This is a genomic window from Bradyrhizobium sp. 154 (genome assembly GCF_023073875.1).
Classification (GTDB): Bacteria; Pseudomonadota; Alphaproteobacteria; order Rhizobiales; family Xanthobacteraceae; genus Bradyrhizobium.
This window is the reverse complement of record NZ_JADPKG010000053.1, coordinates 57,487-81,854: the sequence shown is the minus strand read 5'-3', so window position 1 is coordinate 81,854 and position 24,368 is coordinate 57,487. Positions and strand designations below refer to the sequence as shown.

Sequence of the window (24,368 nt, the reverse complement as noted above, 5' to 3'; positions counted from 1 at the left end):
GCTAGCAGTGCCACATGACGTTCACATGACTGTGTAAGCGGCCGAAACGAAAGCGGCAAGCGCTGGAAAAGGGAAGCCGGAAAATAGGCGAAGGCGTGCGGGAGACCGCGCCGTGCGTTCGCGCTGCACACGCGTGCTCGCGCCGCAGTGCGGCATTGGATGACGTGAGTTGTCCATCAGGCGGCGATCTCGAACACCTCTCCCGCTTGCGGGAGAGGTCGCGCCGAAGGCGCGGGTGACTGCTCTCTCCGCTTGGGGATTGTCCCGTTCTGGAGACGCCCTCTCCCCAACCCTCCCCCGCAAGCGGGGAGGGAGCGCACCGCCGTTGCGGCAACGCTGAAGTCTATTTCACGAGGCCTCAGCGCTTACGCTCGGGGCCGCAGACCACGCCCTTTTCGACCATCGCGTCGATGTCCGCCCGGGAGTAGCCGAACTCGCCCAGCACCTCAGCCGCGTGCTGGCTGAATTTCGGCGGCAGGCGGCGCAGGCTCGGCTTGCTGCGGTCGAGCCGGATCGGCGAGGCGACGCCCTTGTACCAATCCTTCTCGATGATATCGCCGCGCGCGATCGTGTGCGGATTCGTGAGTGCCTGGTCGATCTTCTGCACCGGGCCAGCGGGCAGGCCCGCCGCGAGCAGGCGGTTGCAGAGCGGCTCGGCCTCGTGCTGGCTGAACACCGCGGCGAGTTCGGCGCGCAGCGCCTCGCGATTGGCGATGCGGTCCTTGTTGCGGGCAAAGCGCGGATCGGTGCCGAGCTCGGGCTTGCCGATCTCCTTGGCGAGCTTGCGGAACGTGCCGTCGTTGCCGACGCCGATGAAGATGTTGTCGGTTTTCGTCGGGAAGATCGCGTAAGGCACGAGGTTGGGATGCTCGTTGCCAGTGAGCGCGGGTGGCTTGCCATGCATGAAATAATTGGCGGTGTGCGGATGCATGATGGCAAGGCCGGTCTCGTACAGCGTCGTCTCCAGGAACTGGCCCCTGCCGGAGCGCTGGCGCTCCGACAGCGCCATCAGGATGCCGATCGCCGCGTACAGGCCAGTGGTGATGTCGACCAGCGGCACGCCGATCCGCATCGGGCCGCTCTCCGGCGAGCCGGTCGCCGCGATCATGCCGGTCATGGCCTGGATGATGGCGTCATAGCCGGGATTGCCGCCGCGCGGGCCGTCGGCGCCGAAGCCGCAGATCCGACAGTGCACGAGGCGCGGGAATTTTGCGCGCAGCACCTCGTTGCCGATGCCCCATTTCTCCAGCGTGCCTGGCTTGAAGTTCTCGATCAGGACGTCGGCCGTCTCCAGCATCTTCAGCAGCACGGCGCGGCCGCCTTCGGAGGCGAGGTCGAGGCCGATCGAGCGCTTGTTGCGGTTGATGCCGACGAAATAGGCCGCATCCTCCTCATGGAAGGGAGGGCCCCATTCGCGCACCTCGTCGCCCGCGGGCGGCTCGACCTTGATCACGTCGGCGCCGTGGTCGGCGAGGATCTGGGTGCAGTAGGGACCGCCGAGCACGCGCGTGAGATCGATGACGCGCAATCCGCTCATGGCACCTGTGGCGGCTTCAGAACTCATGCCTTCGCTTCCCCTGTGTCGATGCTTGATCACAGGCCTAGCGAGGTTCGTGCATCCCAGCAATGGCTTCGCGCGTAGGGCCGCATGCGCCGCCGCGGCGCAATCCCAGAATGGCAAACCAATGGGAAGCGGCCAGCCCGAGGGGGATCTCGGGCCAGCCAATCCGCAATTGCGGTCAGACGACCGTCAGACGAACGTCGACATTGCCGCGCGTGGCGTTGGAGTACGGGCACACCTGGTGCGCCTTCTCGACCAACGCCTCAGCCTCGGCGCGAGCCAGGCCCGGCAGCGAGACGGCGAGATCGATCTCGAGACCGAAACCGCCCTCGGAGCGCGGGCCGATGCCGACGGTCGAAGTGACGGACGCGTCATTGGGAACCTTGGGGCCGCCCTGCGACGCCACGAACTTCATCGCGCCGATGAAGCAGGCCGCATAGCCCGCCGCAAACAGCTGCTCGGGATTGTTGCCGGCGCCGCCTCCGCCGCCGAGCTCCTTCGGCGTGGTCAGCTTGACGTCTAGGGCGCCGTCGAGCGTTGCAGCATGGCCGTCGCGGCCGCCGGTCGCCTTGGCACTGGTCTTGTAGAGGACGTTCACGGACATTTTCATCTCCCTGGGGGTTCGGGTGGACGCGATCTGTATCGCTTCAATTAGATCGCGCACAACTGAAATTACAGTGCCTCACATTTAATTGTTTGCAATTGAATTTACGGCCGCCCGACCCCACAATACGGGCAAATCCCGTGAGAGTCCCCATGGCCCGGAAACCATCGGCAGCGGACGCGCCGCTGCGGCTCGACAATCAGATCTGCTTTGCGGTCTATTCGGCCGCGCATGCTTTCAATCGTGTCTACAAGCCGCTGCTCGGTCGGCTCGGCCTGACCTATCCGCAATATCTGGTGATGCTGGTGCTATGGGAGCGCGACGACGTACCGGTGAGGGACATCGGCGAGAAGCTGTTCCTGGATTCGGGCACGCTGACGCCGCTGCTCAAGCGGCTCGAGGCCGCCCATCTCGTGAGGCGCACCCGCTCGAGCGAGGACGAGCGTCAGGTGCTGATCGCCCTGACGCCGCAGGGCCAGGCGCTGAAGGACAAGGCACGCAGCGTGCCGCAATCCATTCTGGCGGCCTCGGATTGCTCGGTGCCGGAACTGGTCGCAATGAAGGACGAGATCGTCGCATTGCGCGACCGGCTCAATGCGGTGATCGGGGAGTAGGGGAGTTCGTCAGAGCCTAGGAAAGCCGCTTCTTCGTGAAGGCGCGGCCGGAATGAGACTTCAGGTACTTTTCAAACGCCAGAGCTTTGTACTTGTCGGGGAAGGCGCAGTACCAGATCAGTTTCCAAGGCTTATATTTAGCGGTGTGGCTAGATTTGCCGGCATTGTGTTCCGGAATTCGCCGCTTCAAATCTTCCGTGGCGCCGATGTATTCCTGATCAGGAAAGTCAACGCTTTGGAGAATGTAGACGTACCACATTGACGCCTATCGCCTGGGTAGTCGTTAGGTGGGCGTCGCACCAGTCCGTCTTCGCCCTTCGGGCTACGCCGGACACCACGCTTTACCCTTCGGGCTCTGCGTGGCTGCGCCACGCGAAGCCCGAAGGGCGAAGCGTGGTGGAGCCAGGCGGGATCGAACCGCCGACCTCTTGCATGCCATGCAAGCGCTCTCCCAGCTGAGCTATGGCCCCTTAACTTAGACCGGATGAACCTGGTGGATCACCCCAACCGGCGAGCCCTGGTGACTCGCGCGGTGCACCCTTTTTCACAGATCAGGGCTGATCTCAAGTCTCTTCATCACCTCCGACATCACCAATGATGTCGGTTACGTCCTCATCGCCTTCTTCGTCGTCGGCAATGAAGGTCGAATCGTCGTCATCGTCATCCTCGATGGTCTCGTCGACCTCGATGTCGTCCTCGGACTCCGGAACGACGGCCTTGACCTTGCCGGTGTTCTCCTCGGCGTCGGCCTCCTCGAGCGAGACCAACTCCTCGGCCTCTGCCGGCTCCGGCGTCGTGTCCGGGGCCACGTTGCGGGCTTCGGCGCCGCGGGACGCACGTGCGGGCGCGACCGGGGCGATCGGCACCACTTCGCCGGTATAGGGCGAGATCACCGGATTCTTGTTGAGGTCATAGAACTTCTTGCCCGTGGTCGGGCAAATACGTTTAGTTCCGAGTTCGGACTTGGCCACGGCAGGAATCCTGGGAATGTCTGAAAAGCGGTGCTTCACTTGGCTAGTTGGCGGCCCGCTGTCAATAGCGCATTACAGGAGAACGACATGCCCGTGACGGGGCGCGGACCATGTGGTACCTGCGCCCCAGCCCCTTAGGGCGCATCCAAGGACACAATCTTGACCCATTCCGACCAACCGAGGCCGCTGCAGTCTCGCGCCAGCGGCCCCCTGACCGGGAAAGTACGGGTACCCGGTGACAAGTCGATCTCCCACCGCGCCCTGATCCTGGGGGCGCTCGCGGTCGGCGAGACCCGGGTTTCGGGACTGCTCGAGGGCGAAGACGTTCTCAACACCGCCAAATCCATGCAGGCGCTGGGCGCCAGGGTCGAGCGCACCGGTGATTTCGCCTGGACGGTGAACGGTGTCGGCGTCGGTGGCTTCGCCCAGCCCAAGGCGGCGCTGGATTTCGGCAATTCCGGCACCGGCTGCCGCCTGGTCATGGGCGCCGTCGCGGGTTGCCCGATCTCGGCGGTGTTCGACGGGGACGCCTCGCTGCGCAGCCGCCCGATGCGCCGGATCCTCGATCCACTCGAACAGATGGGCGCCAGGGCCTTGTCGGGCAGCGAGGGCGGCCGTCTGCCGCTGACCCTGCAGGGCGCGCGCGATCCGCTGCCGATCACCTACATGACCCCGGTCGCCTCGGCCCAGATCAAATCGGCCGTGCTGCTCGCGGGCCTGGCTGCGCCGGGCACAACCACGGTGATCGAGACCGAGGCGAGCCGCGACCATACCGAGCTGATGCTGCAGCATTTTGGTGCCGCCATCACCTCCACGAAGGAAGGCCAGCACGGCCGCCGCATCACGCTTCAAGGCCAGCCAGAGCTGCACGGTGCCAACGTCATCGTGCCGGCCGACCCGTCCTCGGCGGCCTTCCCCGTCGTTGCCGCGCTGATCGCCGATGGCTCCGACGTCGTCCTGTCCGACGTAATGACCAATCCGCTGCGCACCGGCCTGTTCACCACGCTGCGCGAAATGGGCGCCTCGATCGAGGAGAGCGACGTACGACGCGACGCCGGCGAGCCGATGGCCCAGCTGCGCGTGCGCGCGTCGAAGCTGCGCGGCGTCGAGGTGCCGCCGGAGCGCGCGCCCTCGATGATCGACGAATACCTCGTATTGGCCGTCGCGGCCGCTTTCGCCGAGGGCACGACCATCATGCGCGGCCTGCAAGAGCTGCGCGTCAAGGAATCCGACCGGCTCGAGGCCACGGCCGACATGCTTCGCGTCAACGGCGTCAAGGTCGAGGTCTCCGGTGACGATCTGATCGTCGAAGGCCGCGGTCACGTGCCCGGCGGGGGCGTTGTTGCCACCCACATGGACCATCGCATCGCGATGTCCGCGCTGGTGATGGGTTGCGCGTCCGACCAGCCGGTCGGCGTCGACGACACCGCCTTCATCGCCACCAGCTTTCCGGATTTCATTCCGATGATGCGTTCGCTAGGGGCCGAGTTTTCATGATCATCGCCATCGACGGGCCCGCAGCCTCGGGCAAGGGGACGCTCGGCAAGCGCCTCGCCCACCATTACGGTTATCGCCATCTCGATACCGGCGTCATCTATCGCGCAGTGGCTTACGAGCTGATGCAGTCCGGTCATGATCTCCGCGACGAGGCAGCCGCGGTCGCGGCGGCGCTGGAACTCGACCCCGAAAAGTTCGGCAATCCCGTCCTCAAGACCCAGACGGTCGGCGAGGGGGCCTCCATCGTCTCGGCCATTCCGAGAGTCCGCGAAGTCCTGGTCAATTTCCAGCGGCAATTCGCCGCCGATCCGCCCGGCGCCGTGCTCGATGGCCGGGACATTGGAACCGTGATCTGCCCCCATGCCGACGTGAAGATTTTCGTGGTCGCCGACCCCAGGGTCCGCGCTCACCGCCGGACCATGGAGGCGCGGGCGCGGGGCGAGGAGGCGGACGAGGCGGCCGTGCTTGCCGACATCATGCAGCGCGACGAGCGCGACAAGAACCGGCCGATTGCGCCTTTAAAGCCGGCGCCGGATGCTTACTTGCTTGATAACTCCCAACTGGATATAGAAGGCGGCGTCCGGGCTGCCATCGACATTATCGAGGCCGTCCGAGCGGGCCGGTCGCGGGGTTAAGCCGCAGCCGTCATTGGAGGAAGCGCCCGCTCCCGCTCTTTGAGGTCGATAACCTTCGGTCCCTATTTGGGGCCGACGCGATCCAGGCTCCGGACAAGAATTTCCACGTATCGAACGCGCGGGCCTCAGCCGGCCCGCTTCCGCTGCTCCAGCACCGAGCCGGAGCCGCGAGCGGTCGCTCGAAGGTCTTGCGGACCTTCCGACACTGCGTGTGCGATGCGCCCATGAACCCAACGGCCGGCAAGACTTCCGCAACTGGAGAACAAATGGCTTCGACTTCTGCTGATACCTATAGCCCCTCGCGCGACGATTTCGCCGCGATGCTCGACGAATCCTTCGCAGGCGGCAACCTGCAGGAAAGCTCCGTCGTCAAGGGCAAGGTGGTTGCAATTGAAAAGGACATGGCCGTCATCGACGTCGGCCTGAAGACCGAGGGCCGCGTTGCCCTGCGCGAATTTTCCGGCCCCGGCCGTGACAGCGAGATCAAGGTCGGCGACGAGGTGGAAGTGTTCCTCGATCGCATCGAGAACGCCCTCGGCGAAGCCGTGCTGTCGCGCGACAAGGCGCGCCGCGAAGAGAGCTGGGGCAAGCTCGAGAAGGCGTTCCAGAACAACGAGAAGGTCAACGGCGTCATCTTCAACCAGGTCAAGGGCGGCTTCACCGTCGACCTCGACGGTGCCGTGGCCTTCCTGCCGCGCTCGCAGGTCGACATCCGTCCGATCCGCGACGTCGCGCCGCTGATGAACAATTCGCAGCCGTTCCAGATCCTCAAAATGGATCGCCGTCGCGGCAACATCGTCGTGTCCCGCCGCACCGTGCTGGAAGAGACCCGCGCCGAGCAGCGTCAGGAGCTGGTGCAGAATCTCGAAGAGGGTCAGGTCATCGACGGCGTGGTCAAGAACATCACCGACTACGGTGCGTTCGTTGATCTCGGCGGCATCGACGGCCTCCTGCACGTCACCGACATCGCCTGGCGCCGCGTCAACCATCCGACCGAGGTGCTCTCGATCGGCCAGACCGTGAAGGTCAAGATCATCAAGATCAACCACGAGACGCACCGCATCTCGCTGGGCATGAAACAGCTCTTGGATGATCCGTGGCAGGGCATCGAAGCCAAGTACCCGCTGGGTGCCCGCTTCACCGGCCGCGTCACCAACATCACCGACTACGGCGCGTTCGTCGAGCTCGAGCCGGGCATCGAAGGCCTGATCCACGTCTCCGAGATGTCGTGGACCAAGAAGAACATGCACCCCGGCAAGATCGTTTCGACCTCGCAGGAAGTCGACGTGCAGGTGCTGGAAGTCGATTCCGTCAAGCGCCGCATCTCGCTCGGCCTCAAGCAGACCATGCGCAACCCCTGGGAGGTCTTCGTCGAAGCTCACCCGACCGGTTCGGTGGTCGAAGGCGAGGTCAAGAACAAGACCGAGTTCGGTCTGTTCCTGGGTCTCGAAGGCGACGTCGACGGCATGGTCCACCTCTCCGACCTCGACTGGAAGCTTCCGGGCGAGCAGGTGATCGACAACTACAAGAAGGGCGACATGGTCAAGGCCGTGGTGCTCGACGTGGACGTCGAGAAGGAGCGCATCTCGCTCGGCATCAAGCAGCTCGAAGGCGACCCCTTCGCCGAGCCGGGCGATGTCAAGAAGGGCGCGGTCGTGACCTGCGAAGTGCTCGAAGTGAAGGAGAGCGGCATCGAGGTGAAGATCGCCGGTACCGACTTCTCGACCTTCATCAAGCGCTCGGAGCTCGCCCGTGACCGCAACGACCAGCGCGCTGAACGCTTTGCCGTCGGCGAGAAGGTCGATGCCCGCGTGATCCAGTTCGACAAGAAGGCCCGCAAGGTCCAGGTGTCGATCAAGGCGCTCGAAGTCGCCGAAGAAAAGGAAGCCATCGCGCAGTACGGCTCCTCCGATTCGGGTGCAACGCTCGGCGACATCTTGGGCACCGCGCTCAAGAACCGCGACAACAAGTAAGCGAAACGCACGTTTCGCTGCATCGAAGCCCCGGCGCGAGCCGGGGCTTTTTGTTGCGTGCTCGCGGCCCGGATGGAGCGCAGCGTCATCCGGGAAAGTCCTTGCGCCGCCAATCCCGGATTGCGCTTCGCTCCATCCGGGCTAGGACGGGCCTTGTTTTCTTCAAATTGCGCCGCAATTGATGTATCGAGAATAAGCCGACGGTCACGCTGTGACGGCACAACGCGCTCCGTCTTTCATTTTGGAGATATTCCGATGTCGCTGGATTCGGACATCATCGTCGATCGCCGCAGGATCCGCCGCAAGCTGACGTTTTGGCGCGTGATGGCCGCGCTGATCGCGATCGCGGCGATCGCGAGCTTTGCGCTGATCGCGACACCAGGTGCGCGCGGCACGTTCGCGTCTGCTGGTTCGATCGCGCGCGTCCACATCGAGGGCCTGATCCGCAGCGATTCCGATCGCACCCAGGCGCTGGAGCGGCTGGAGAATTCGCAGGCCGCTGCCGTCATCGTTCACGTCAACTCGCCGGGCGGCACCACCGCCGGCTCCGAGCAGCTCTACGATTCGCTCACCCGACTGAAGGCGAAGAAGCCGCTCGTCGTCGTGGTCGAGGGCCTTGCCGCCTCCGGCGGCTACATCACCGCGATCGCCAGCGACCACATCATCGCCCAGCAGAGCTCGCTGGTCGGCTCGATCGGCGTGTTGTTTCAATACCCCAATGTCTCCGAGTTGCTGAAGACCATCGGCGTCAAGGTCGAGGAGGTGAAGTCGTCGCCGCTGAAGGCCGCGCCCAATGGTTTCGAGCCCACCAGCCCCGAGGCGCGGGCCGCGCTCGATGCGCTGGTGAAGGATTCCTACGCCTGGTTCAGGGGCCTGGTGAAGGAACGGCGTGGCATGGATGACACGCTGCTCGAGAAAGTGGCCGATGGCCGCGTCTTCACCGGCCGCCAGGCGATCGATCTCAAGCTGATCGACCAGATCGGCGACGAGAAGACGGCGGTGACCTGGCTGGTCGAGCAGAAGGGCGTCAAGAAGGGGCTCAGCGTGCGCGATTACAAGCTCGAGCCGCGCTTCGGCGATCTGCCCTTCCTCAAGACGGCCGCCGCCGTGACGCTGGAAGCGCTGGGTTTGAGCTCGATTGCGCATCAAATCGGGCAAACCGGCGTCGCACAGGCGGTCGATCGGTTCGGAATGGATGGAATGCTGGCCCTGTGGCAGCCGGCCGCGTCAAACTGACCGGAACCGAGGCGAGCGTGCGGGGGTTTTCCCGCGTGACGGGTGCCGGCACAGCCTGCTTTTTCGGCATTTGTCACGTATTTTCACGACGCTCAATCTTGATTTAGCGTCTTGACAGATCAAGGTATTTTCACGGAAATGGTCATCCGCACGCTCCCGGGTCCTATCTCTCGATGATCAAATCCGAACTTGTTCAGCGTATCGCCGAGCACAACCCGCATCTGTACCAGCGGGATGTCGAGAACATTGTGAATGCGATTCTCGAAGAGATCGTAGCGGCCCTCGCACGCGGTGATCGCGTCGAGCTGCGCGGCTTCGGTGCCTTCTCGGTCAAGCATCGCCCTGCACGCGCCGGACGTAATCCGCGCACCGGCGCTCATGTGCCTGTCGACCAGAAGAGCGTCCCGTTCTTCAAGACCGGCAAGGAAATGCGCGAGCGGCTGAACCGCGACCATCCGGATCCCGGCGCGGCAGATTGAGCCGGGCATCAGGATTTTCTGCGGTCGCGCATGATGCGGCCGCAAGCTTGATTCAAGGCGAGCGAAGCGAGATGCGAAAGTTCCTGACCGCGCTGATCGTGATTCCGCTGGGCCTGCTCCTGCTGGTTTTCGCCGTCGCCAACCGGCATTTCGTCACCGTCTCCTTCGATCCCTTCATGTCGGCCGACCCCTCGCTGTCGGTCACCTTGCCGCTGTTCCTGCTTTTGATCCTGGTCGCTGCCCTTGGCGTGCTGACGGGTGGATGCGCAGTCTGGCTCGGCCAGTGGCACTGGCGGCGCGCGGCGCGCCGCAATGAGGCGGATGCACGCGCTGCCAGGGGCGAACTGGCCGATCTGCGGGCCCAAATGGCGGCGGCAAGGCCCGAGTCCCAGCGCCTCCCAGTCCCTTCGGGGGTCGGCCTTTATGGGCCCATCGGGCGAGACAAGCAGCGCGCGACGTTGTAGAAGCGGCCGCAATCGAAAGCCCTGTTTTCCGGCCGCGGGCCCGCGGCCTCCATCCGCTTTGAGACCATGTCCCTGCTCGTCAAAATCTGCGGTCTGTCCACGCCCGAGACGCTCGAGGTGGCGCTCGAGGCGGGTGCCGACATGGTGGGTTTCGTGTTCTTTCGGCCGTCGCCGCGGCACCTGTCGCTGGAAGCGGGACGCGATCTCGGGCGCCAGGTGAAGCGCCGTGCGCTCAAGGTCGCGCTGATCGTCGATGCCGACGATGCCATGCTCGACAACATCATGGACGCGCTGGCGCCGGACATTCTTCAGCTCCATGGCAAGGAGAGCGTGGCGCGGCTGCGCGACATCAAGCAGCGGTTCGGCCGTCCGGTGATGAAGGCGGTGCCGGTCGCCACATCTGCCGATCTCGCGGTGCTGCCCGGCTACGCCGCAGTCGCCGACCGCATCCTGTTCGATGCGCGCGCACCGAAAGATGCAACCCGCCCCGGTGGTCTCGGCGCCCCCTTCGACTGGCACCTGCTCCAAAATCTCGATGTGAGCCTGCCCTATATGGTCTCGGGCGGGCTTCACGCCGACAACGTTGCGGAAGCCCTCCGCGTCACCGGAGCCGGCGGCGTCGACGTCTCCTCCGGTGTCGAGAGCGCTCCGGGCGTGAAAGATCCGGAGATGATCAAGGCCTTCATCCGCGCCGCGCGCGCCAGCCAAGATACGAGCCAAGAGTTGAGTGTCCGATGAACGTCGCCAAACCCAATTCCTACCGTAGTGGCCCCGACGAGCGCGGCCATTTCGGTATTTTCGGCGGCCGCTTCGTCGCCGAAACCTTGATGCCGCTGATCCTCGATCTGGAGAAGGCCTATACCGAAGCCAAGGCCGATCCGGCGTTCCAGGCCGAGATGAACGGCTACCTCAAGACCTATGTCGGCCGGCCCTCGCCACTCTATCTCGCTGAGCGCCTGACCGAGCATCTCGGCGGCGCCAGGATTTATCTCAAGCGCGAGGAGCTCAACCACACCGGCTCACACAAGGTGAACAATGTGCTCGGCCAAATCATGCTGGCGCGGCGCATGGGCAAGAAGCGCATCATCGCCGAGACCGGCGCCGGCCAGCACGGTGTCGCCACCGCGACGCTGTGCGCGCGCTTCGGCCTCGAATGCGTGGTCTATATGGGCGCCGTTGACGTCGAGCGGCAGCAGCCCAACGTCATCCGCATGGAGATGCTGGGCGCCAAGGTGATGCCGGTGCAGTCAGGCACGCGCACGCTGAAGGACGCCATGAACGAAGCGCTGCGCGACTGGGTCACCAACGTGCACAACACGTTCTATTGCATCGGCACGGTGGCGGGCCCGCATCCCTATCCGACGCTGGTGCGCGACTTCCAGTCGATCATCGGCAACGAGACCAAGACGCAGATGCAGGAGATCGAGGGCCGCTTGCCGGACTCGCTGGTGGCCTGCATCGGTGGCGGCTCGAACGCGATGGGCCTGTTCCATCCGTTCCTCGATGATCCCTCCGTCGAGATCTTCGGCGTCGAAGCCGCCGGCCACGGACTCACGCAGCTGCACGCCGCCTCGATCGCGGGCGGCCGTCCCGGCGTGCTGCACGGCAACCGCACCTATCTTCTCATGGATGCGGACGGTCAGATCCAGGACGCGCATTCGATCTCGGCCGGTCTCGACTATCCCGGCATCGGCCCCGAACATTCCTGGCTGCACGAGGTCGGGCGCGTCAAATATCTCTCCGCGACGGACGACGAAGCACTCGCTGCGTTCCAATTGCTGTCGCGGCTGGAAGGCATCATTCCGGCGCTCGAGCCGGCGCACGCCATCGCCAAGGTGATGGAGCTCGCGCCGAAGCGGCCTCGGGATCACCTGATGGTCGTCAATCTGTCCGGCCGGGGCGACAAGGACGTCCCGCAAGTCGGCGACATCCTGAGGGGCAAGAAGTGAGCACGCGTATCGACACCCGTTTTGCCGAGCTTGCGAAGCAGGGCCGCCCGGCCTTCGTGACCTTCCTGATGGCCGGCGACCCTGATGCGGCGACGTCGCTCGAGATCATCAAGGCGCTGCCGCGGTCGGGTGCCGACGTGATCGAGATCGGCATGCCCTTCACCGATCCGATGGCCGATGGTCCGTCGATCCAGGCCGCGGGTCTCCGCGCGCTCAAGGCCGGCATGACGCTGAAGAAGACGCTAGAGCTCGTGCGCGGCTTCCGCAAGGACGATAACGCGACGCCGATCGTGCTGATGGGCTATTACAATCCGATCTACATCTACGGCGTCGACAAGTTCCTGGCTGACGCGAAGAGCGCAGGTGTCGATGGCCTCATCATCGTCGATCTGCCGCCGGAGGAAGACGACGAGCTGTGCCTGCCGGCGATGAAGGCCGGCCTCAACTTCATCCGCCTGGCGACGCCGACCACCGACGACAAGCGCCTGCCGGCCGTGCTCGCCAACACATCGGGCTTCGTCTACTACGTCTCGATCACCGGTATCACCGGAGCGGCGGCTGCGGACTCCTCGGCGGTGAGCGAAGCCGTTGCGCGCATCAAGCGACATACCAAGCTGCCGGTCTGCGTCGGCTTCGGCATCCGCACGCCGGAGACAGCCAAGGCGATCGCCTCGCACGCCAATGGTGCGGTGGTTGGCACAGCACTGGTGGATGCGCTCAAGAACAGCCTCGATGCCGAGGGGCGAGCGACCGATAAAACCGTTGACGCCGTCGCCGAGCTGACGGCGGCCCTGGCCCAGGGCGTCAAGGGGGCGCAGCAAGCGGCGGAATAGGCCATAGTTCCGCTTTCCGGGCAGGCGACACGGCAGCTTGCCGGGCAGCGGCCCGGCCGCCATATATTCTACAGGCGACCCGCGAGGCGGGTTCGCGCATCGGAGCAAAGCATGAACTGGCTTACCAATGTGGTCCGGCCGAAGATCCGCAACATGCTGCGGCGGGAGACGCCGGAGAATCTGTGGATCAAGTGTCCGGATTCCGGACAGCTCGTGTTCTACAAGGACGTCGAGGCCAACCAGTTCGTCATCCCCGGCTCGAACTACCACATGCGCATGGGCGCGGTGGCGCGGTTGAAGTCGATCTTCGACAACGAGACCTGGTTCGACGTCGCGCTGCCCGAGGTCACGCCCGACCCGCTCAAGTTTCGCGACGAGAAAAAATACGTCGACCGCATCAAGGATGCGCGCGCGCGCACCAACCTCAACGACGCGATCAAGGTCGGCTACGGCAAGCTTGAAGGCTCCGCCGTCGTCGTCGCCGTGCAGGACTTCGATTTCATGGGTGGCTCGCTCGGCATGGCCGCGGGCGAAGCCATCGTGCGTGGAATGGAGCTCGCGGTCGAGAAGAAGTCGCCATTCATCGTGTTTGCCGCATCGGGCGGCGCGCGCATGCAGGAAGGCATTTTGTCGTTGATGCAGATGCCGCGCACCACGGTGGCGGTGCAGATGCTGCGTGAGGCAAAACTGCCCTATATCGTCGTGCTGACCAATCCGACCACCGGCGGTGTCACCGCGTCCTACGCCATGCTGGGCGACGTGCACATTGCCGAGCCCGGCGCGTTGATCGGTTTCGCCGGCGCGCGCGTGATCGAGCAGACCATCCGCGAAAAGCTCCCCGAGGGGTTCCAGCGCGCCGAGTATCTGAAGGAGCACGGCATGGTCGACATGGTCGTACATCGCCACGAATTGCGTCCGACCCTGGCGCGGCTCTGCCGCTTGCTGACCAAGGCGCCGCCGCAGGAAGGCGCATCGAGATCGGTGCAGCCGGTCGCGAGCCCCGCGCAGATCGTATCGGCCGCCGAGACGGCGCCGGCTGCGCCCCACGCGTGAACGCCTCCTCTGACAGCACAAAGCCGCCGCTCGGCGAACTGATCGGGCGGCTGTCGGCCCTGCATCAGAAACGCATCGATCTCGGGCTCGAGCGGATGCATCGTCTGCTCGCGCGGCTCGGCCATCCCGAACGCAAGCTGCCGCCGGTGATCCACATCGCCGGGACCAACGGCAAGGGCTCCACGCTCGCCTATCTGCGCGCGACGCTGGAGGCCGCAGGCTTGCGCGTCCACGCCTATACCTCACCCTATCTCGTCCGCATCAACGAATGCTTCCGGCTCGGTCGCGTCGGCGGCGGCGTGCTCGTCAGCGATGATGAACTGCGCACCGCTCTGGAAGAGATCGAGCGCGCCAATGCCGGCGAGGCTGCGACATTGTTCGAGCTGAAGACCGCCGCGGCCTTTCATCTGTTCGCGCAAAATGCGGCCGACGTGGTGCTGCTCGAGGTTGGTCTCGGCGGCCGGCTCGATTCGACCAATGTGGTCGATGCGCCGGCGGCCTGCGTGATCACGCCTGTCAGCATGGACCACATGGACTTCCTCGGCGACACCCTGGCATCCATCGCCGGCGAGAAGGCCGCGATCATCAAGCGTGGCGCGCCCGTGATTTGTGCCGAGCAGGCTGCCGAGGCGATGACCGTGATCGAAGCACAGGCCAGGCGCATGCGTGCGCCGCTGTTTGCGGCGAACGAAAGTTGGCACGTCAATGTCGAGCGCGGACGTCTGGTCTATTCTGACGATCGCGGCCTGATGGATCTTGCGGCGCCGCGCCTGTTCGGCCGCCACCAGTTCGACAATGCCGGCCTTGCAATCGCGACGCTGCGCGCCGTCCCGGCGTTCAAGGTCAGCCAGACGGCGTTCGAGGCCGGTATCGTCGGGGCGGAATGGCCGGCACGAATGCAGCGCATCACCTCGGGGGAGCTGCTCTCTTGGGGACCGCAGGGCTCGGACATCTGGCTCGATGGTGGGCACAATGCTGAAGGCGGCCGCGTGGCCGCCGCCGCGCTCGGTGATCTCGAAGAGCGGGTGTCGCGGCCGCTGGTCGTCATCGCCGGCATGATGGCCAACAAGGATGCGCAGGGTTTTCTTGCCAATTTCGCCGGGCTTACCCGTCACATCATCGCGGTGCCGATCCCTGATACCGAGAACGCGATGCCGGTCGACCGCCTAGCGGACGCCGCGCGCAGCCTCGGCATGCGTGTGGAGCCCGCGCCCGGCATCGAAGCTGCGCTGCGCGCATTGGCGAAGCTCGCCTACGAGGTGCCGCCGCGCATCCTGATCACCGGCTCGCTGTATCTGGCCGGCCACGTGCTCGCAATCAACGGCACGCCTCCTGCATAGCGACTACGGTGACCACGATGCGTTTTGCTGCGATTGCCGACGTCCACGGAAACTACCTCGCGCTCGAAGCGGTGCTCGCCGACATCCGCACACTCGGCATTGCCGACATCGTCAATCTCGGCGACATGCTGAGCGGGCCACTCGATGCTCGCAGGACGATCGAGATCCTGATGAGGATCGACGCCGTGCACGTGCTTGGCAATCACGATCGCTATCTGCTCGACCGCGCTCCGGAAAAGATGGGCTCGTGGGATCGCCCCGCCCATGCGCAGATCGACGCCGCGCAGCTCGACTGGCTGCGCGCGCAGCCGATGACACGGGTCTTCCGAGAACAGGTGTTCCTTTGCCATGCGACGCCCGGCAGCGACGAGGTGTACTGGCTCGATACCGTGCGTCCCGACGGCACGGTCGCGCTATCGCCGCTCGATCGCATCGAACCATTCGCGCAAGGCATCACGCAATCCTTGATCCTCTGCGCCCACACCCACCTTGCGCGGGCCGTGCGCCTGCCCGACGGGCGGCTGATCGTCAATCCCGGCAGCGTCGGCAGTCCCGGCTTTCGGGACAAGCATCCATTCCCGCATGCCGTCGAAGCCGGCACGCCGCACGCGCGTTATGCCGTTCTCGAACTCGCTGACGGCGCTTGGCAGGTGACGTTCCGCCACGTCGCTTATGATCACGAGGCCATGGCCGCGCTGGCGCGACGCAACAATCAGCCCGAACTGGCGAATGCGCTGGCGACGGGGTGGATCAAGTAGCTGCGGCTACGTTCACTTCAATAATTTCATCGGATCGGCCACTTTCTGCATCAACTGCTCGAATGTGCATTGCCGTGGTGCCTTGTCGGGACGCCAGCGCAGGATCGAGGTGCCGTGGCGAAAGCGTTCTCCGCTGAAATGGTCGTAGCAGACCTCGATCACCAGCTTCGGCTTGAGCGGACACCATTTGGCCGAGCGCTCGGTGGACCAGCGGCTCGGTCCGCCCGGGGCGTTGCCGGTGAAACCGGGCTCGCCAATCAATGGCTCCAGGCGATCGGTCAGCGCCGGCTTCTCCTGCGCCTTGATGGCCGAGGTGAAGCCGACATGGTGCAGCAAGCCATTGTCGTCATAGAGCCCGAGCAGCAGCGAGCCGACCACGTTGCGTCCGCCGATCTTATTGCTGGCATAGCGGAAGCCGCCGACCACGCAATCGGCGCTGCGAAACTTCTTGATCTTCTGCATGCCCTCGCGCGTTCCCGCCTGGTAGGGCAGGTCGATGCGCTTGGCGATGACGCCGTCCGAGCCGCCGCCCGACTGCGCCAGCCATTTTTGGGCGGTGGCGTAGCTCGTCGTCGCCGGCGAGAGATGGAAAAGGCTGTTCTTCAAATGGTCTTTCGCAAATGCTTCCAGGAGCGGGCGCCGCTCGCTCAGCGATTTTCCGGCAAGCTGCTTCTCCTTGGCCGTTTCGAGCAGGTCGAAGACGAGGTAGAGCGCCGGCGTATCCTGCGAGAGTTTCTTCACGCGGCTTGCGGCAGGATGGATTCGTTGCAGCAATGCGTCGAAGGAAAAGCCTTTACCGTGCGGCACGACGATCTCGCCGTCGAGCGTGAAACGATCCGCTTTCAGGCTCAGCGCGGCGGCGACGATCTCAGGAAAATAGCGCGCGAGATCCTCGCCGGACTTCGAGCGAAGATCGACGTTGCTGCCACTGCGCGCCAGCAAGCAGCGGAAGCCATCCCATTTCGGCTCGTACTGCCATTCCTTGCCGCGCGGGATCGCCTCGACCGACCTCGCCTCCATTGCTACGAGAGAGGCCGATTTTCGGGCGCGTTTTGCGGGAGGGGCTGGCAAGGGCTGGGACTCGTCCTACGCTGAACATGTCCCGTCAACGCAAAGCGGCCGGCTTTCGCCGGCCGCTTTCGAAAATAATCCTGCGCGAGGCGGATCAGACCGCGGAGGTGATCCACTGCTGAAGCTTCGCCTTCGGCGCCGCGCCCACTTGGCGGGAAGCCATCTCACCGCCCTTGAAGATCATCAGGGTCGGGATCGACATGACGCCGTACTTGGACGCGGTCTTCGGACTCTCGTCGACGTTGAGCTTCACGATCTTGACCTTGTCGCCCATCGCGCCGGCGATCTCGTCGAGCGCGGGCGCGATCATGCGGCAGGGGCCGCACCATTCGGCCCAGAAATCGACGACCACGGGGCCGTTCGCCTTGAGCACTTCGGTTTCGAAATCGGCGTCGGAAACCTTGCTAACGGCCATTGGAGTACCTCACTCGGTTGAAAGAATCGGCGCGACCTGGAATCGCGCTTGGGATCATGAGGTCAACCTATGAACGGCCCCTTGCCGGGTCAAGGACGCTCACACCGAGATGAAGGGATGCCAGCGCCGCGTCCAGCGCGGGGGCCGAAATCTCCATATATTCAAGGGCCTCGGTCCAGAGCAGGACGGCGCGGACCAGCTTTTGGGGATAAAGCCGCGATAGCACCGCCCGGTACAGCGCGAGCTGCCGCACATAGGCGGCGGGTGCCTCGGCCGCGCTTCCGGGCGCCGCCCGGTTGGTCTTGAAGTCGACGATCAGGACCTCCTCGGGGCGAACGACCAGCCGGTCGATCTGCCCCGACACCAGCGCCGGGGCGCGGCCCGGCCGCTCCAATTTGCCGGCGATGGCAACCTCGGCCCTGCTGCCGGCGGCAAATACCGGGGCGAAGCGCGGCTCAGTGATCAAGGCGAGCACCTTGTCGGCCAGCGCGGCGCGGTCGGCCTCCGGCCAGTCCGAGGCGTTGCGGGCCATGAAGTCGCGTGCGGCCTCGCGCCGGCGCTCGGCGGCAATGTCGGGCAGCGATTGCAGCAGGCGGTGCACCAGCGTGCCGCGCTGCAGCGCCAGCGCGCGCGACTGCACCGATTCGCCTGATCGTACGCTGCGGCCCTCTTCGGCCGACTGGCCCGAGGGGCGCAGGGCATCATCGTCGACGATCTCGCGCGGAGCCGGCGCCCGCAGCCAGCCCGGCAGCGTGATCGTCTGGCGGACCGATGCCGCCGGTGCGCCCAGTGCCACGATATCCTCCGGCCGCGAGAACCGCGTCACCTTGCCGAGCGGCGTCTCGATGACCTGCTTGTCCAGGCCCGAGCCGGCGAGACCGGTGTCGACCAGATCGTACCAGCTCAGCTTGCGGACGGTCTTCATGTTGCCGGGCATGCAGCCGCCGACGATCAGGCGGTCGGCCGCGCGCGTCATCGCGACATAGAGCAGGCGGCGATACTCGTCCTCGGTCTCCTCCAGCATCGCCTTGCGCGCCTCGGCGACCGGCTTCGGGTCGTCCGCCTTGCGGCCGGCCCAGACCACCACCTCGCCGCCATTGCCGCGCGGCACATGGATCAGCCGCAGCCGCTGCGAGTCCGCGGGCGAGGACGTGGTGTCCACCATGAACACGACCGAAGCCTCCAGGCCCTTGGCGCCGTGCACCGTCATCACCCGCACCTCGTCGCGCGAGATTTCCATGTCGCGCTTCACCTCGGTGTCGGCCGAACGCAGCCAGGCCATGAAGCCTTGCAGCGAGGCCGGCGCCTTGCGCTCGTAGTTCAGTGCCAGCTCAAGAAATTCGTCGAGCGCATCGTTGGCCTCAAAGCCGAGCCGGCGCAGGATGCGCGCACGGCCGCCATCGCCGCCGAGCAGCCAGGCGTAGAACGCGAACGGCGTCTCCTCGCGCGCGCGTGCCTCGCAGGCTTCCAGGCGCCGCAATGCCGTGGCGAACTTCTCGCGTGTGGCTGCATGCTCGCGAAGCGCACGGCGCAGCGATGCCTTGCGATCCCAGGCGAGGGTAAAGAGGTCGTCGTCGTCGAGCCCGAACAGCGGGCTCTTCAGCGCCACCGCGAGCGCGAGATCGTCCTGCGGCAGCAGCAGCGCATCGGCGAGATTCATCAGATCGATGATGGCGATGTGCTCGGTGAGCTTGAGTCGATCGGCGCCGGCGACCGGCACGTTGGCATGCTTCAGCGCCTGGATCACGGCATCGAATGCGTTGCCGCGTCGCCGCACCAGGATCAGCATGTCGCCATAGCGCAGCGGCCGGCGTTCGCCTTCGTGCCCCGTCAGCGTGCCGCTCTCGACCAGCCGCTTGATTTCGGCCTGGATGCGGTGAGCGAGCTTTACTTCGGGGCTGGTGACGGCGACGCCGTCGAAGGGGGCGCGCCAGCCTTCGATATCCTGCCGATCGTCGGCCTCCGCGAGATCCCACAGCTCGATCACGCTCGGCCCTGCATCGGCGAGGGCGTTGTGCAGGGGGTGGCCGATCTCGACCGAATGGATGCTCTTGTAGATCTGGGGATCGCGGAAGACGTGATCGACCGAGTGCAGGATCGTGGCGCCCGAGCGAAACGAATAGGTGAAGGCGACCGGGTCGAATTTCAGCCCGGCCGCGGTGAACTTGCGGTGCAGCTCGCGCCGTCGGGCATCGAATTCGTGGGGAGCCGCGCCCTGGAACGAGAAGATCGATTGCTTCTCGTCGCCGACGGCGAAGATGGTGCGGTTCAGCCCCTCGCGCGCGCCTTCGCCTGCGGTGAACTCGGAGATGATGTGCGCGACAATGTCCCATTGCCGCGGGCTGGTGTCCTGGGCCTCGTCGATCAAGACGTGATCGACGCCGCGATCGAGCTTGTAATGCACCCAGCCCGCGGAGACGCGGTCCAGCATCGCCAGGGTCTTGTCGATGAGGTCGTCGTAGTCGAGCAGTCCGCGCTCCTGCTTCTCGCGGCGGTAGTTTTGGGCAGCAGCGGTCGCGATATGTAGCAGGGCCGCGGTGCGGTCGCGCATGGTCACCGCGCGGCGCTTCTCGATCAGCCCACCGAGCCGCTGCGCCTCGGCCTCGAACAGGCGGGCCACGGACGGGTTGTGATCGCAAAGCTTCTTGGTCAGCACCACCTTGCGCGGCAGCTTGTCGTCGGTAAGGAAGACGCAGAGATAGGCATCGACCTGCGCGCTGCCGGAAAAGACTTTTGCTTCGCGGAGCCGGCCGGCCTGGTCCTTGTCCGACTTGCTGCCGTCCTCCAGCGCAAGCGCGATATCGTCCCAGCGCGACCGCGGCAGGAAAGGGCCGTCGAGAATCTCCGTCTCGACATCCTCGATCTGGTCGCCCGCGTCGACTCCCAGCACAGCCGCCATCTGTTCGACCGCCGCTCCGGCATCGCCAGCTTGGTCGGTCCAGGCCATGAAATGATCGCGGCTGAGGCACGCCTCGCGTACGACCTCCTTGAAGGTGACGTCGGCGGCGCTCGCCATTGCCGTCAACAGTGCGCGGCCGGTGAGGCTCTCGGGATCACGCGCGGCCTCCAGCAGCACCCTCAGATTGGCGCGTTCCATCATGTCGGTCTGGTCGCGCTCGTCGATCACGGCGAAGCGTGCCGGCACGTTGGCTTCGAACGGGAACTGCTGGAGCAGGCGCGTGCACAGCGCGTGAATCGTTTGCACCTTCAGCCCGCCCGGCGTTTCCAGCGCGCAGGCGAACAGCTTTCGCGCCTCGCGCCGCAGCTTTGCACTGGGATGCGGGATGCCGACCGCGCGAATGGCTGCGTCGAGCGCAGCGTCGTCCAGCGTCACCCAATGACCGAGCGTGGTGAACACGCGCTCGGCCATGTTGGCGGCCGCGGCCTTGGTGAAGGTGATGCAGAGGATCTTTTCCGGCGGGACGCCCGCGAGCAGCAGACGGATGACCCGCTGCACCAGCACATGCGTCTTGCCCGAGCCGGCGTTGGCCGACACGAAAGCCGATGCGGTCGGATCGGATGCACGCGCCTGCCGCGCGCGCACCTCGTCGGGGATGGGGCGCGGTGCCTTCACCATTCCTCGATCCCCAATCCGCCGGCCGCCGACCATTCCTTGATCCGGGCGAGATCGTCATAGGTGCCGTAGCGGTTCGCCCACATCGGCAGGTTCAGCGAGGTATAGGCCTGGTTCTCGTCCTCGAAGGCGCGGATCAGCGCCTCCAATTTGGCGCGCGCCTCGGCCGCCGCGGTGTCCGGTGGTTGCGGCTCGTCGCCTGGCTTGAACTTGAGTTCGAGAACGCGCTCCTCGCCCGGTGGATTGTTGCCGCTGAGGCGGACATAGACGAGCTGGCTCACGGACGCGCCGGCCTCGATGTCTGGGAAGCCTCCCTCGCGCAGGATCGCAGCTTCCAGCGTGAGCTGGGGCGACAGGCCCATGCGGACCTGCTTGCCGGTGGGCGGCTGCCCGGTCTTGTAATCGAGGATGGCATAGCGGCCGCCCTGGCGCCGTTCGATGCGGTCCGCGCGCGCGGAGAGGCGGAAGCTGCGCGCGTTGTCGAGCGCGATCGAGATCTCGCCGTGGGTCTCTGCCGTGATGGCCTCGATCGCGTCGCGCCGCGCCGTCTCCCATTCGCCGAACCAGCGCGCGATGCGCTGGAAACGCGGCCACCACAGCGCCCGCGCCTCGGGCCGCTCCATCAGCGGGGCAAAATGTTTTTCGCCAATCGCGCGCAGCACGCGCGCGGGATCGTCGGGCAGGCGTGCCGCATAGGTTTCCGTGAACTCGCCGAGCGCGCCATGGATCGCCGAGCCGCGGTCGGCAGCCGAGAGCGGCATGTCGACCGGATCGAGTGCATCCAATCGCAAGATGCGTTTGGCGTAGATCGTGTAGGGATCGCGCAGCCAGTCTTCGATTTCGGTGACCGACATCTTGAGCGGCCGCGTCGCGCGCGGCGGTCGCGGCTCCGGCTGCTTGATCGGCCTGACCTCGTCGGGCTGGTCCATTGCGCCGGCGAACTGCACGTATTTCTCGCCGGCGCGAACTGCCGCGTTCCAATGATGGTCGCCCGCAACCGCCTCTAACCGGTGCAGGAAGCGCGACGCCACCGCCGGCGCGCCGCCGGCCTTGGCGGAATGGGTGAGGATCACCTCGTCGGCGCCGAGCAGCTGTGCGAAGTCATGCGCGGAGAGGCCGATGCGGCGCTCCGGCAGATCGAGACCGAGCTCGTGCCGCATCGGCCGGCTCAGCCAGGGATCGATGCGTGGTGCCGGTGGCCAGACGCCCTCGATCAGACCGCCGACGATGATGCGGTCGGCCTGCATCAGGCGCGATTCCAGGGGGCCGTAGATCTGCAGCCGCGCGCCGGGCCTATCCCGCCGCCGCACCGCGCGGTCGCCGAACGCGGTCTGGAAGACATCGGGATAGTCAGGCAACGGCACCATCAACCCGCTGGTCGTTCCGCCGCGCAGCAGATCGTCGAAGGCGCTGGCGAGGGCGAGGCCCTCGCGATCCTCGAAGGCGAGCGGAATGCCTTGCTCATCGCGCGACAGCTCGATCAGGATTTCGCGATGCCGGTGCGCGAGCTCGGCGAAGTCATAAGGTTTTGATGAGGCCAGGCTCTCGATCGGCGCCAATGCGTGTCGCAAAGCATCGATCAGCGCCTGGATGCGATCGAGATCCTCCGCCTTGAGCCGCGCGCGGGGCTCCGCGCGATGGAGCGCGGAGACTTCGCTGCGCCACAGCTTTGCCAGCTCGTCGCGAAAGCGGTTGAATTCGCGCAACAGGCCGGCCGTGCCGGCGGGTGGGCGTGTGCCGCGCAAGACCGCGAGCTCGAGTCCCTCGATCGCCGCCTTCCATGCGCCAGGTAGCCGGCCGAGCCGGCACAGCGGATGTTTCAGCATCGCCAGGAGCGTCGGCGGCTCCAGGCCCTTGGTCGCGACCTCTGCTGCGAGGCGGGCAAAGACACCGGCCGACGTTTCCATCAACACGTCGCCGCCGGAATCGTCGAAGGCGAGGTCCCATCGGGTCAGCGCAGCCATTACCCGCCGCGCCAGCGCGCGATCGGGCGTCACCAGCGCCGCCGATTTGTCGAGATGCCGCGCCTCGCGCATCGCGATGGCGATCGCGAGGGCTTCCATTTCGGGGTTGGGGGCTTCCACGACCGCCAGGTTCTTCATGCCGCCAGCGATCTTTGCGGCGACATCCGGCTGCTTCAGCCGGTCATGCCAAACTTCCGTCTTGGCCGAGGGCCGCATCGATTCCGATGCGAGCAGATCGCGCCCGCCTTCTGCCGGCGGCTGGAGAATGTCGACGTCGCTGCGCTTGATGCCAAAACGCTGCAACAGCGCATGCATGGCATATTGCGGATGGTTCGACGCCGGATGCTCCGCGAACTTGCCGAGCGCATCGCGCACGCCGCCGATGGTGCGCCAGGCGTCCTCGTCGAGATCGGTGTCGAGGCCCGGCAGAACCACGGCGCCATGCGGCAGCAATGCGACCGCATGGAGGAATTTAGCGGTGGCCGGCATCGAGCCGGTTGAACCGGCCGCGATCACCGGCCCGTTCGGATGCGCGGTCAGCCGCCTGGCTTCCGCCGCGATGAGGAGATCGCGCCGTGCCGCCGGCTCGATCCGTTTGATCTCGGCGAGGTGGCCGGGCCAGGCAACGCGCGCGATGCGCAAGAATTCGAGCGAGTGCTGCCAGTAGCGGTCGAGATTATCAGGCACGAGCCCATCGAGCGCGCTCCAGTCGACACCGCGCGTCACCATGTCGTCGATCAGCCGTGCAAGATCGGACGCCAATGCAAGCGTCGAGGCGGGGCCGCCGACCACCAGCGGGGACAGCACCGGGCGCTTGGCCCAGGCCGCCACCAGTTGCGCAAGTGTCAGCCGCCGTTCGAGCTCGCCGAGCCGGGGCGGAATGTCGAGCGGCGTCGCGCCGGAGAACTGTTCGCCCTCGTCGGCAAAGGCGAGCTCGTCCTCGTCGATGTCGCCGAGTGCGACGATGCGCGGCAGCACCACAGCATCCGCCTTCATCTCGTCGAGGAAGATCTCGCGGACCACGCGCATCGCGCGTCGGGTCGGCAGGTACAGAGTCGCATCCGCAAGCCGCGCCGGTTCCTTGCGCGCCTCGAAGCCATCGGCCAGCCGGCCGTCGAGCAGGCTCGCGACGACCGTGCGCAGGAACGGAACTGAGATGGGAACGCTGAAAACGCGCATGGGCTGCCTGATTCGATCAGGCGCCAATATAGGGAGACAAGGTCAAATGGTCATGGGCCGAGGTGACGTCTTCCCCGCCGTTTGCGCGGCATCACCGTTCTCGTGCCCCGGACGCAGCGCAGCGCTCCTTCGATGCGCTGCAGAGCCGGGGCCCATCTCGCCGCCTTGCCTGTAGCTTTCTGGATCCCGGCTCAGCGG

21 protein-coding genes and 1 tRNA gene are annotated in these 24,368 nt (G+C 65.6%); 13 read left to right on the top strand and 9 right to left on the bottom strand.

Going from position 1 to position 24,368, the window contains the following annotated elements:
• Nucleotides 1-358 precede the first annotated feature (358 nt).
• The gene (locus IVA92_RS14175; RefSeq protein ID WP_247276527.1) at nt 359-1,564 is read right to left on the bottom strand and encodes a CaiB/BaiF CoA-transferase family protein; all 1,206 of its coding nucleotides are present in this window, start codon (nt 1,562-1,564) and stop codon (nt 359-361) included.
• Between the two features lie 175 nt (nt 1,565-1,739).
• Nucleotides 1,740-2,165, bottom strand: a complete 426-nt coding sequence (locus IVA92_RS14170) for an organic hydroperoxide resistance protein (protein ID WP_247276526.1) — start codon at nt 2,163-2,165, stop codon at nt 1,740-1,742.
• Between the two features lie 152 nt (nt 2,166-2,317).
• On the opposite strand from IVA92_RS14170, the gene IVA92_RS14165 reads away from it, so the two are divergent.
• Nucleotides 2,318-2,779 (top strand): MarR family transcriptional regulator, encoded by a 462-nt coding sequence (locus tag IVA92_RS14165; protein WP_247276525.1) that lies wholly within the window; start codon nt 2,318-2,320, stop codon nt 2,777-2,779.
• 16 nt (nt 2,780-2,795) lie between these two features.
• On the opposite strand, the gene IVA92_RS14160 is transcribed toward IVA92_RS14165, so the two are convergent.
• The 3 genes from IVA92_RS14160 to IVA92_RS14150 form a co-directional block, all read right to left on the bottom strand.
• Nucleotides 2,796-3,038, bottom strand: a complete 243-nt coding sequence (locus IVA92_RS14160) for a GIY-YIG nuclease family protein (RefSeq protein WP_247276524.1) — start codon at nt 3,036-3,038, stop codon at nt 2,796-2,798.
• A gap of 135 nt (nt 3,039-3,173) precedes the next feature.
• Nucleotides 3,174-3,249: transfer RNA gene (locus IVA92_RS14155), tRNA-Ala, on the bottom strand.
• Between the two features lie 93 nt (nt 3,250-3,342).
• Nucleotides 3,343-3,750 (bottom strand): TIGR02300 family protein, encoded by a 408-nt coding sequence (locus IVA92_RS14150; RefSeq protein WP_247276523.1) that lies wholly within the window; start codon nt 3,748-3,750, stop codon nt 3,343-3,345.
• A 159-nt stretch (nt 3,751-3,909) separates the two neighbouring features.
• Here IVA92_RS14150 and aroA point away from each other — a divergent pair, with 159 nt between their 5' ends.
• The 12 genes from aroA to IVA92_RS14090 all read left to right on the top strand — a co-directional run bounded on the left by aroA (nt 3,910) and on the right by IVA92_RS14090 (nt 15,967).
• Nucleotides 3,910-5,247 carry a 3-phosphoshikimate 1-carboxyvinyltransferase gene (gene aroA / locus IVA92_RS14145; protein WP_247276522.1) on the top strand — a complete coding sequence of 446 codons (1,338 nt, stop codon included), beginning with the start codon at nt 3,910-3,912 and terminating at the stop codon, nt 5,245-5,247.
• Nucleotides 5,244-5,882 carry a (d)CMP kinase gene (gene cmk / locus IVA92_RS14140; protein WP_247276521.1) on the top strand — a complete coding sequence of 213 codons (639 nt, stop codon included), beginning with the start codon at nt 5,244-5,246 and terminating at the stop codon, nt 5,880-5,882. The genes aroA and cmk overlap by 4 nt, the downstream gene beginning before the upstream one ends.
• Nucleotides 5,883-6,148: 266 nt before the next feature.
• Nucleotides 6,149-7,855 carry a 30S ribosomal protein S1 gene (rpsA, locus tag IVA92_RS14135; RefSeq protein ID WP_247276520.1) on the top strand — a complete coding sequence of 569 codons (1,707 nt, stop codon included), beginning with the start codon at nt 6,149-6,151 and terminating at the stop codon, nt 7,853-7,855.
• A 255-nt stretch (nt 7,856-8,110) separates the two neighbouring features.
• A complete protein-coding gene (gene sppA, locus IVA92_RS14130) occupies nt 8,111-9,091 on the top strand; it encodes a signal peptide peptidase SppA (protein ID WP_247276519.1) in 981 nt (326 codons plus the stop codon).
• Nucleotides 9,092-9,264: 173 nt separating this feature from the next.
• On the top strand, nt 9,265-9,570 hold the full coding sequence (locus IVA92_RS14125) for an integration host factor subunit beta (protein WP_008539997.1): 306 nt from the start codon (nt 9,265-9,267) through the stop codon (nt 9,568-9,570).
• Between the two features lie 71 nt (nt 9,571-9,641).
• Nucleotides 9,642-10,034 carry a lipopolysaccharide assembly protein LapA domain-containing protein gene (locus tag IVA92_RS14120; protein WP_247276518.1) on the top strand — a complete coding sequence of 131 codons (393 nt, stop codon included), beginning with the start codon at nt 9,642-9,644 and terminating at the stop codon, nt 10,032-10,034.
• Between the two features lie 66 nt (nt 10,035-10,100).
• Nucleotides 10,101-10,772 (top strand): phosphoribosylanthranilate isomerase, encoded by a 672-nt coding sequence (locus IVA92_RS14115; RefSeq protein WP_247276517.1) that lies wholly within the window; start codon nt 10,101-10,103, stop codon nt 10,770-10,772.
• A complete protein-coding gene (trpB, locus tag IVA92_RS14110) occupies nt 10,769-11,983 on the top strand; it encodes a tryptophan synthase subunit beta (RefSeq protein ID WP_247276516.1) in 1,215 nt (404 codons plus the stop codon). Before IVA92_RS14115 ends, trpB begins: the two co-directional genes overlap by 4 nt.
• Entirely contained in the window at nt 11,980-12,816 is an 837-nt protein-coding gene (gene trpA, locus IVA92_RS14105; RefSeq protein WP_247276515.1) for a tryptophan synthase subunit alpha, read from the top strand. The genes trpB and trpA overlap by 4 nt, the downstream gene beginning before the upstream one ends.
• A gap of 111 nt (nt 12,817-12,927) precedes the next feature.
• Nucleotides 12,928-13,869 carry an acetyl-CoA carboxylase, carboxyltransferase subunit beta gene (gene accD / locus IVA92_RS14100; protein ID WP_247276514.1) on the top strand — a complete coding sequence of 314 codons (942 nt, stop codon included), beginning with the start codon at nt 12,928-12,930 and terminating at the stop codon, nt 13,867-13,869.
• Complete coding sequence (locus tag IVA92_RS14095) at nt 13,866-15,209, top strand: folylpolyglutamate synthase/dihydrofolate synthase family protein (protein WP_247276513.1); 1,344 nt, start codon at nt 13,866-13,868, stop codon at nt 15,207-15,209. The genes accD and IVA92_RS14095 overlap by 4 nt, the downstream gene beginning before the upstream one ends.
• Before the next feature lie 17 nt (nt 15,210-15,226).
• Nucleotides 15,227-15,967, top strand: a complete 741-nt coding sequence (locus tag IVA92_RS14090; protein ID WP_247276512.1) for a metallophosphoesterase family protein — start codon at nt 15,227-15,229, stop codon at nt 15,965-15,967.
• 12 nt (nt 15,968-15,979) lie between these two features.
• Here the strand turns inward: IVA92_RS14090 and IVA92_RS14085 are convergent, their stop codons facing one another.
• The 4 genes from IVA92_RS14085 to addB form a co-directional block, all read right to left on the bottom strand.
• Nucleotides 15,980-16,987, bottom strand: a complete 1,008-nt coding sequence (locus tag IVA92_RS14085) for an ATP-dependent DNA ligase (protein WP_247276616.1) — start codon at nt 16,985-16,987, stop codon at nt 15,980-15,982.
• 145 nt (nt 16,988-17,132) lie between these two features.
• On the bottom strand, nt 17,133-17,453 hold the full coding sequence (trxA, locus tag IVA92_RS14080; RefSeq protein ID WP_074121876.1) for a thioredoxin: 321 nt from the start codon (nt 17,451-17,453) through the stop codon (nt 17,133-17,135).
• 67 nt (nt 17,454-17,520) lie between these two features.
• On the bottom strand, nt 17,521-21,030 hold the full coding sequence (addA, locus tag IVA92_RS14075; RefSeq protein ID WP_247276511.1) for a double-strand break repair helicase AddA: 3,510 nt from the start codon (nt 21,028-21,030) through the stop codon (nt 17,521-17,523).
• A complete protein-coding gene (addB, locus tag IVA92_RS14070) occupies nt 21,024-24,170 on the bottom strand; it encodes a double-strand break repair protein AddB (RefSeq protein WP_247276510.1) in 3,147 nt (1,048 codons plus the stop codon). Before addB ends, addA begins: the two co-directional genes overlap by 7 nt.
• Nucleotides 24,171-24,368: the final 198 nt, after the last annotated feature.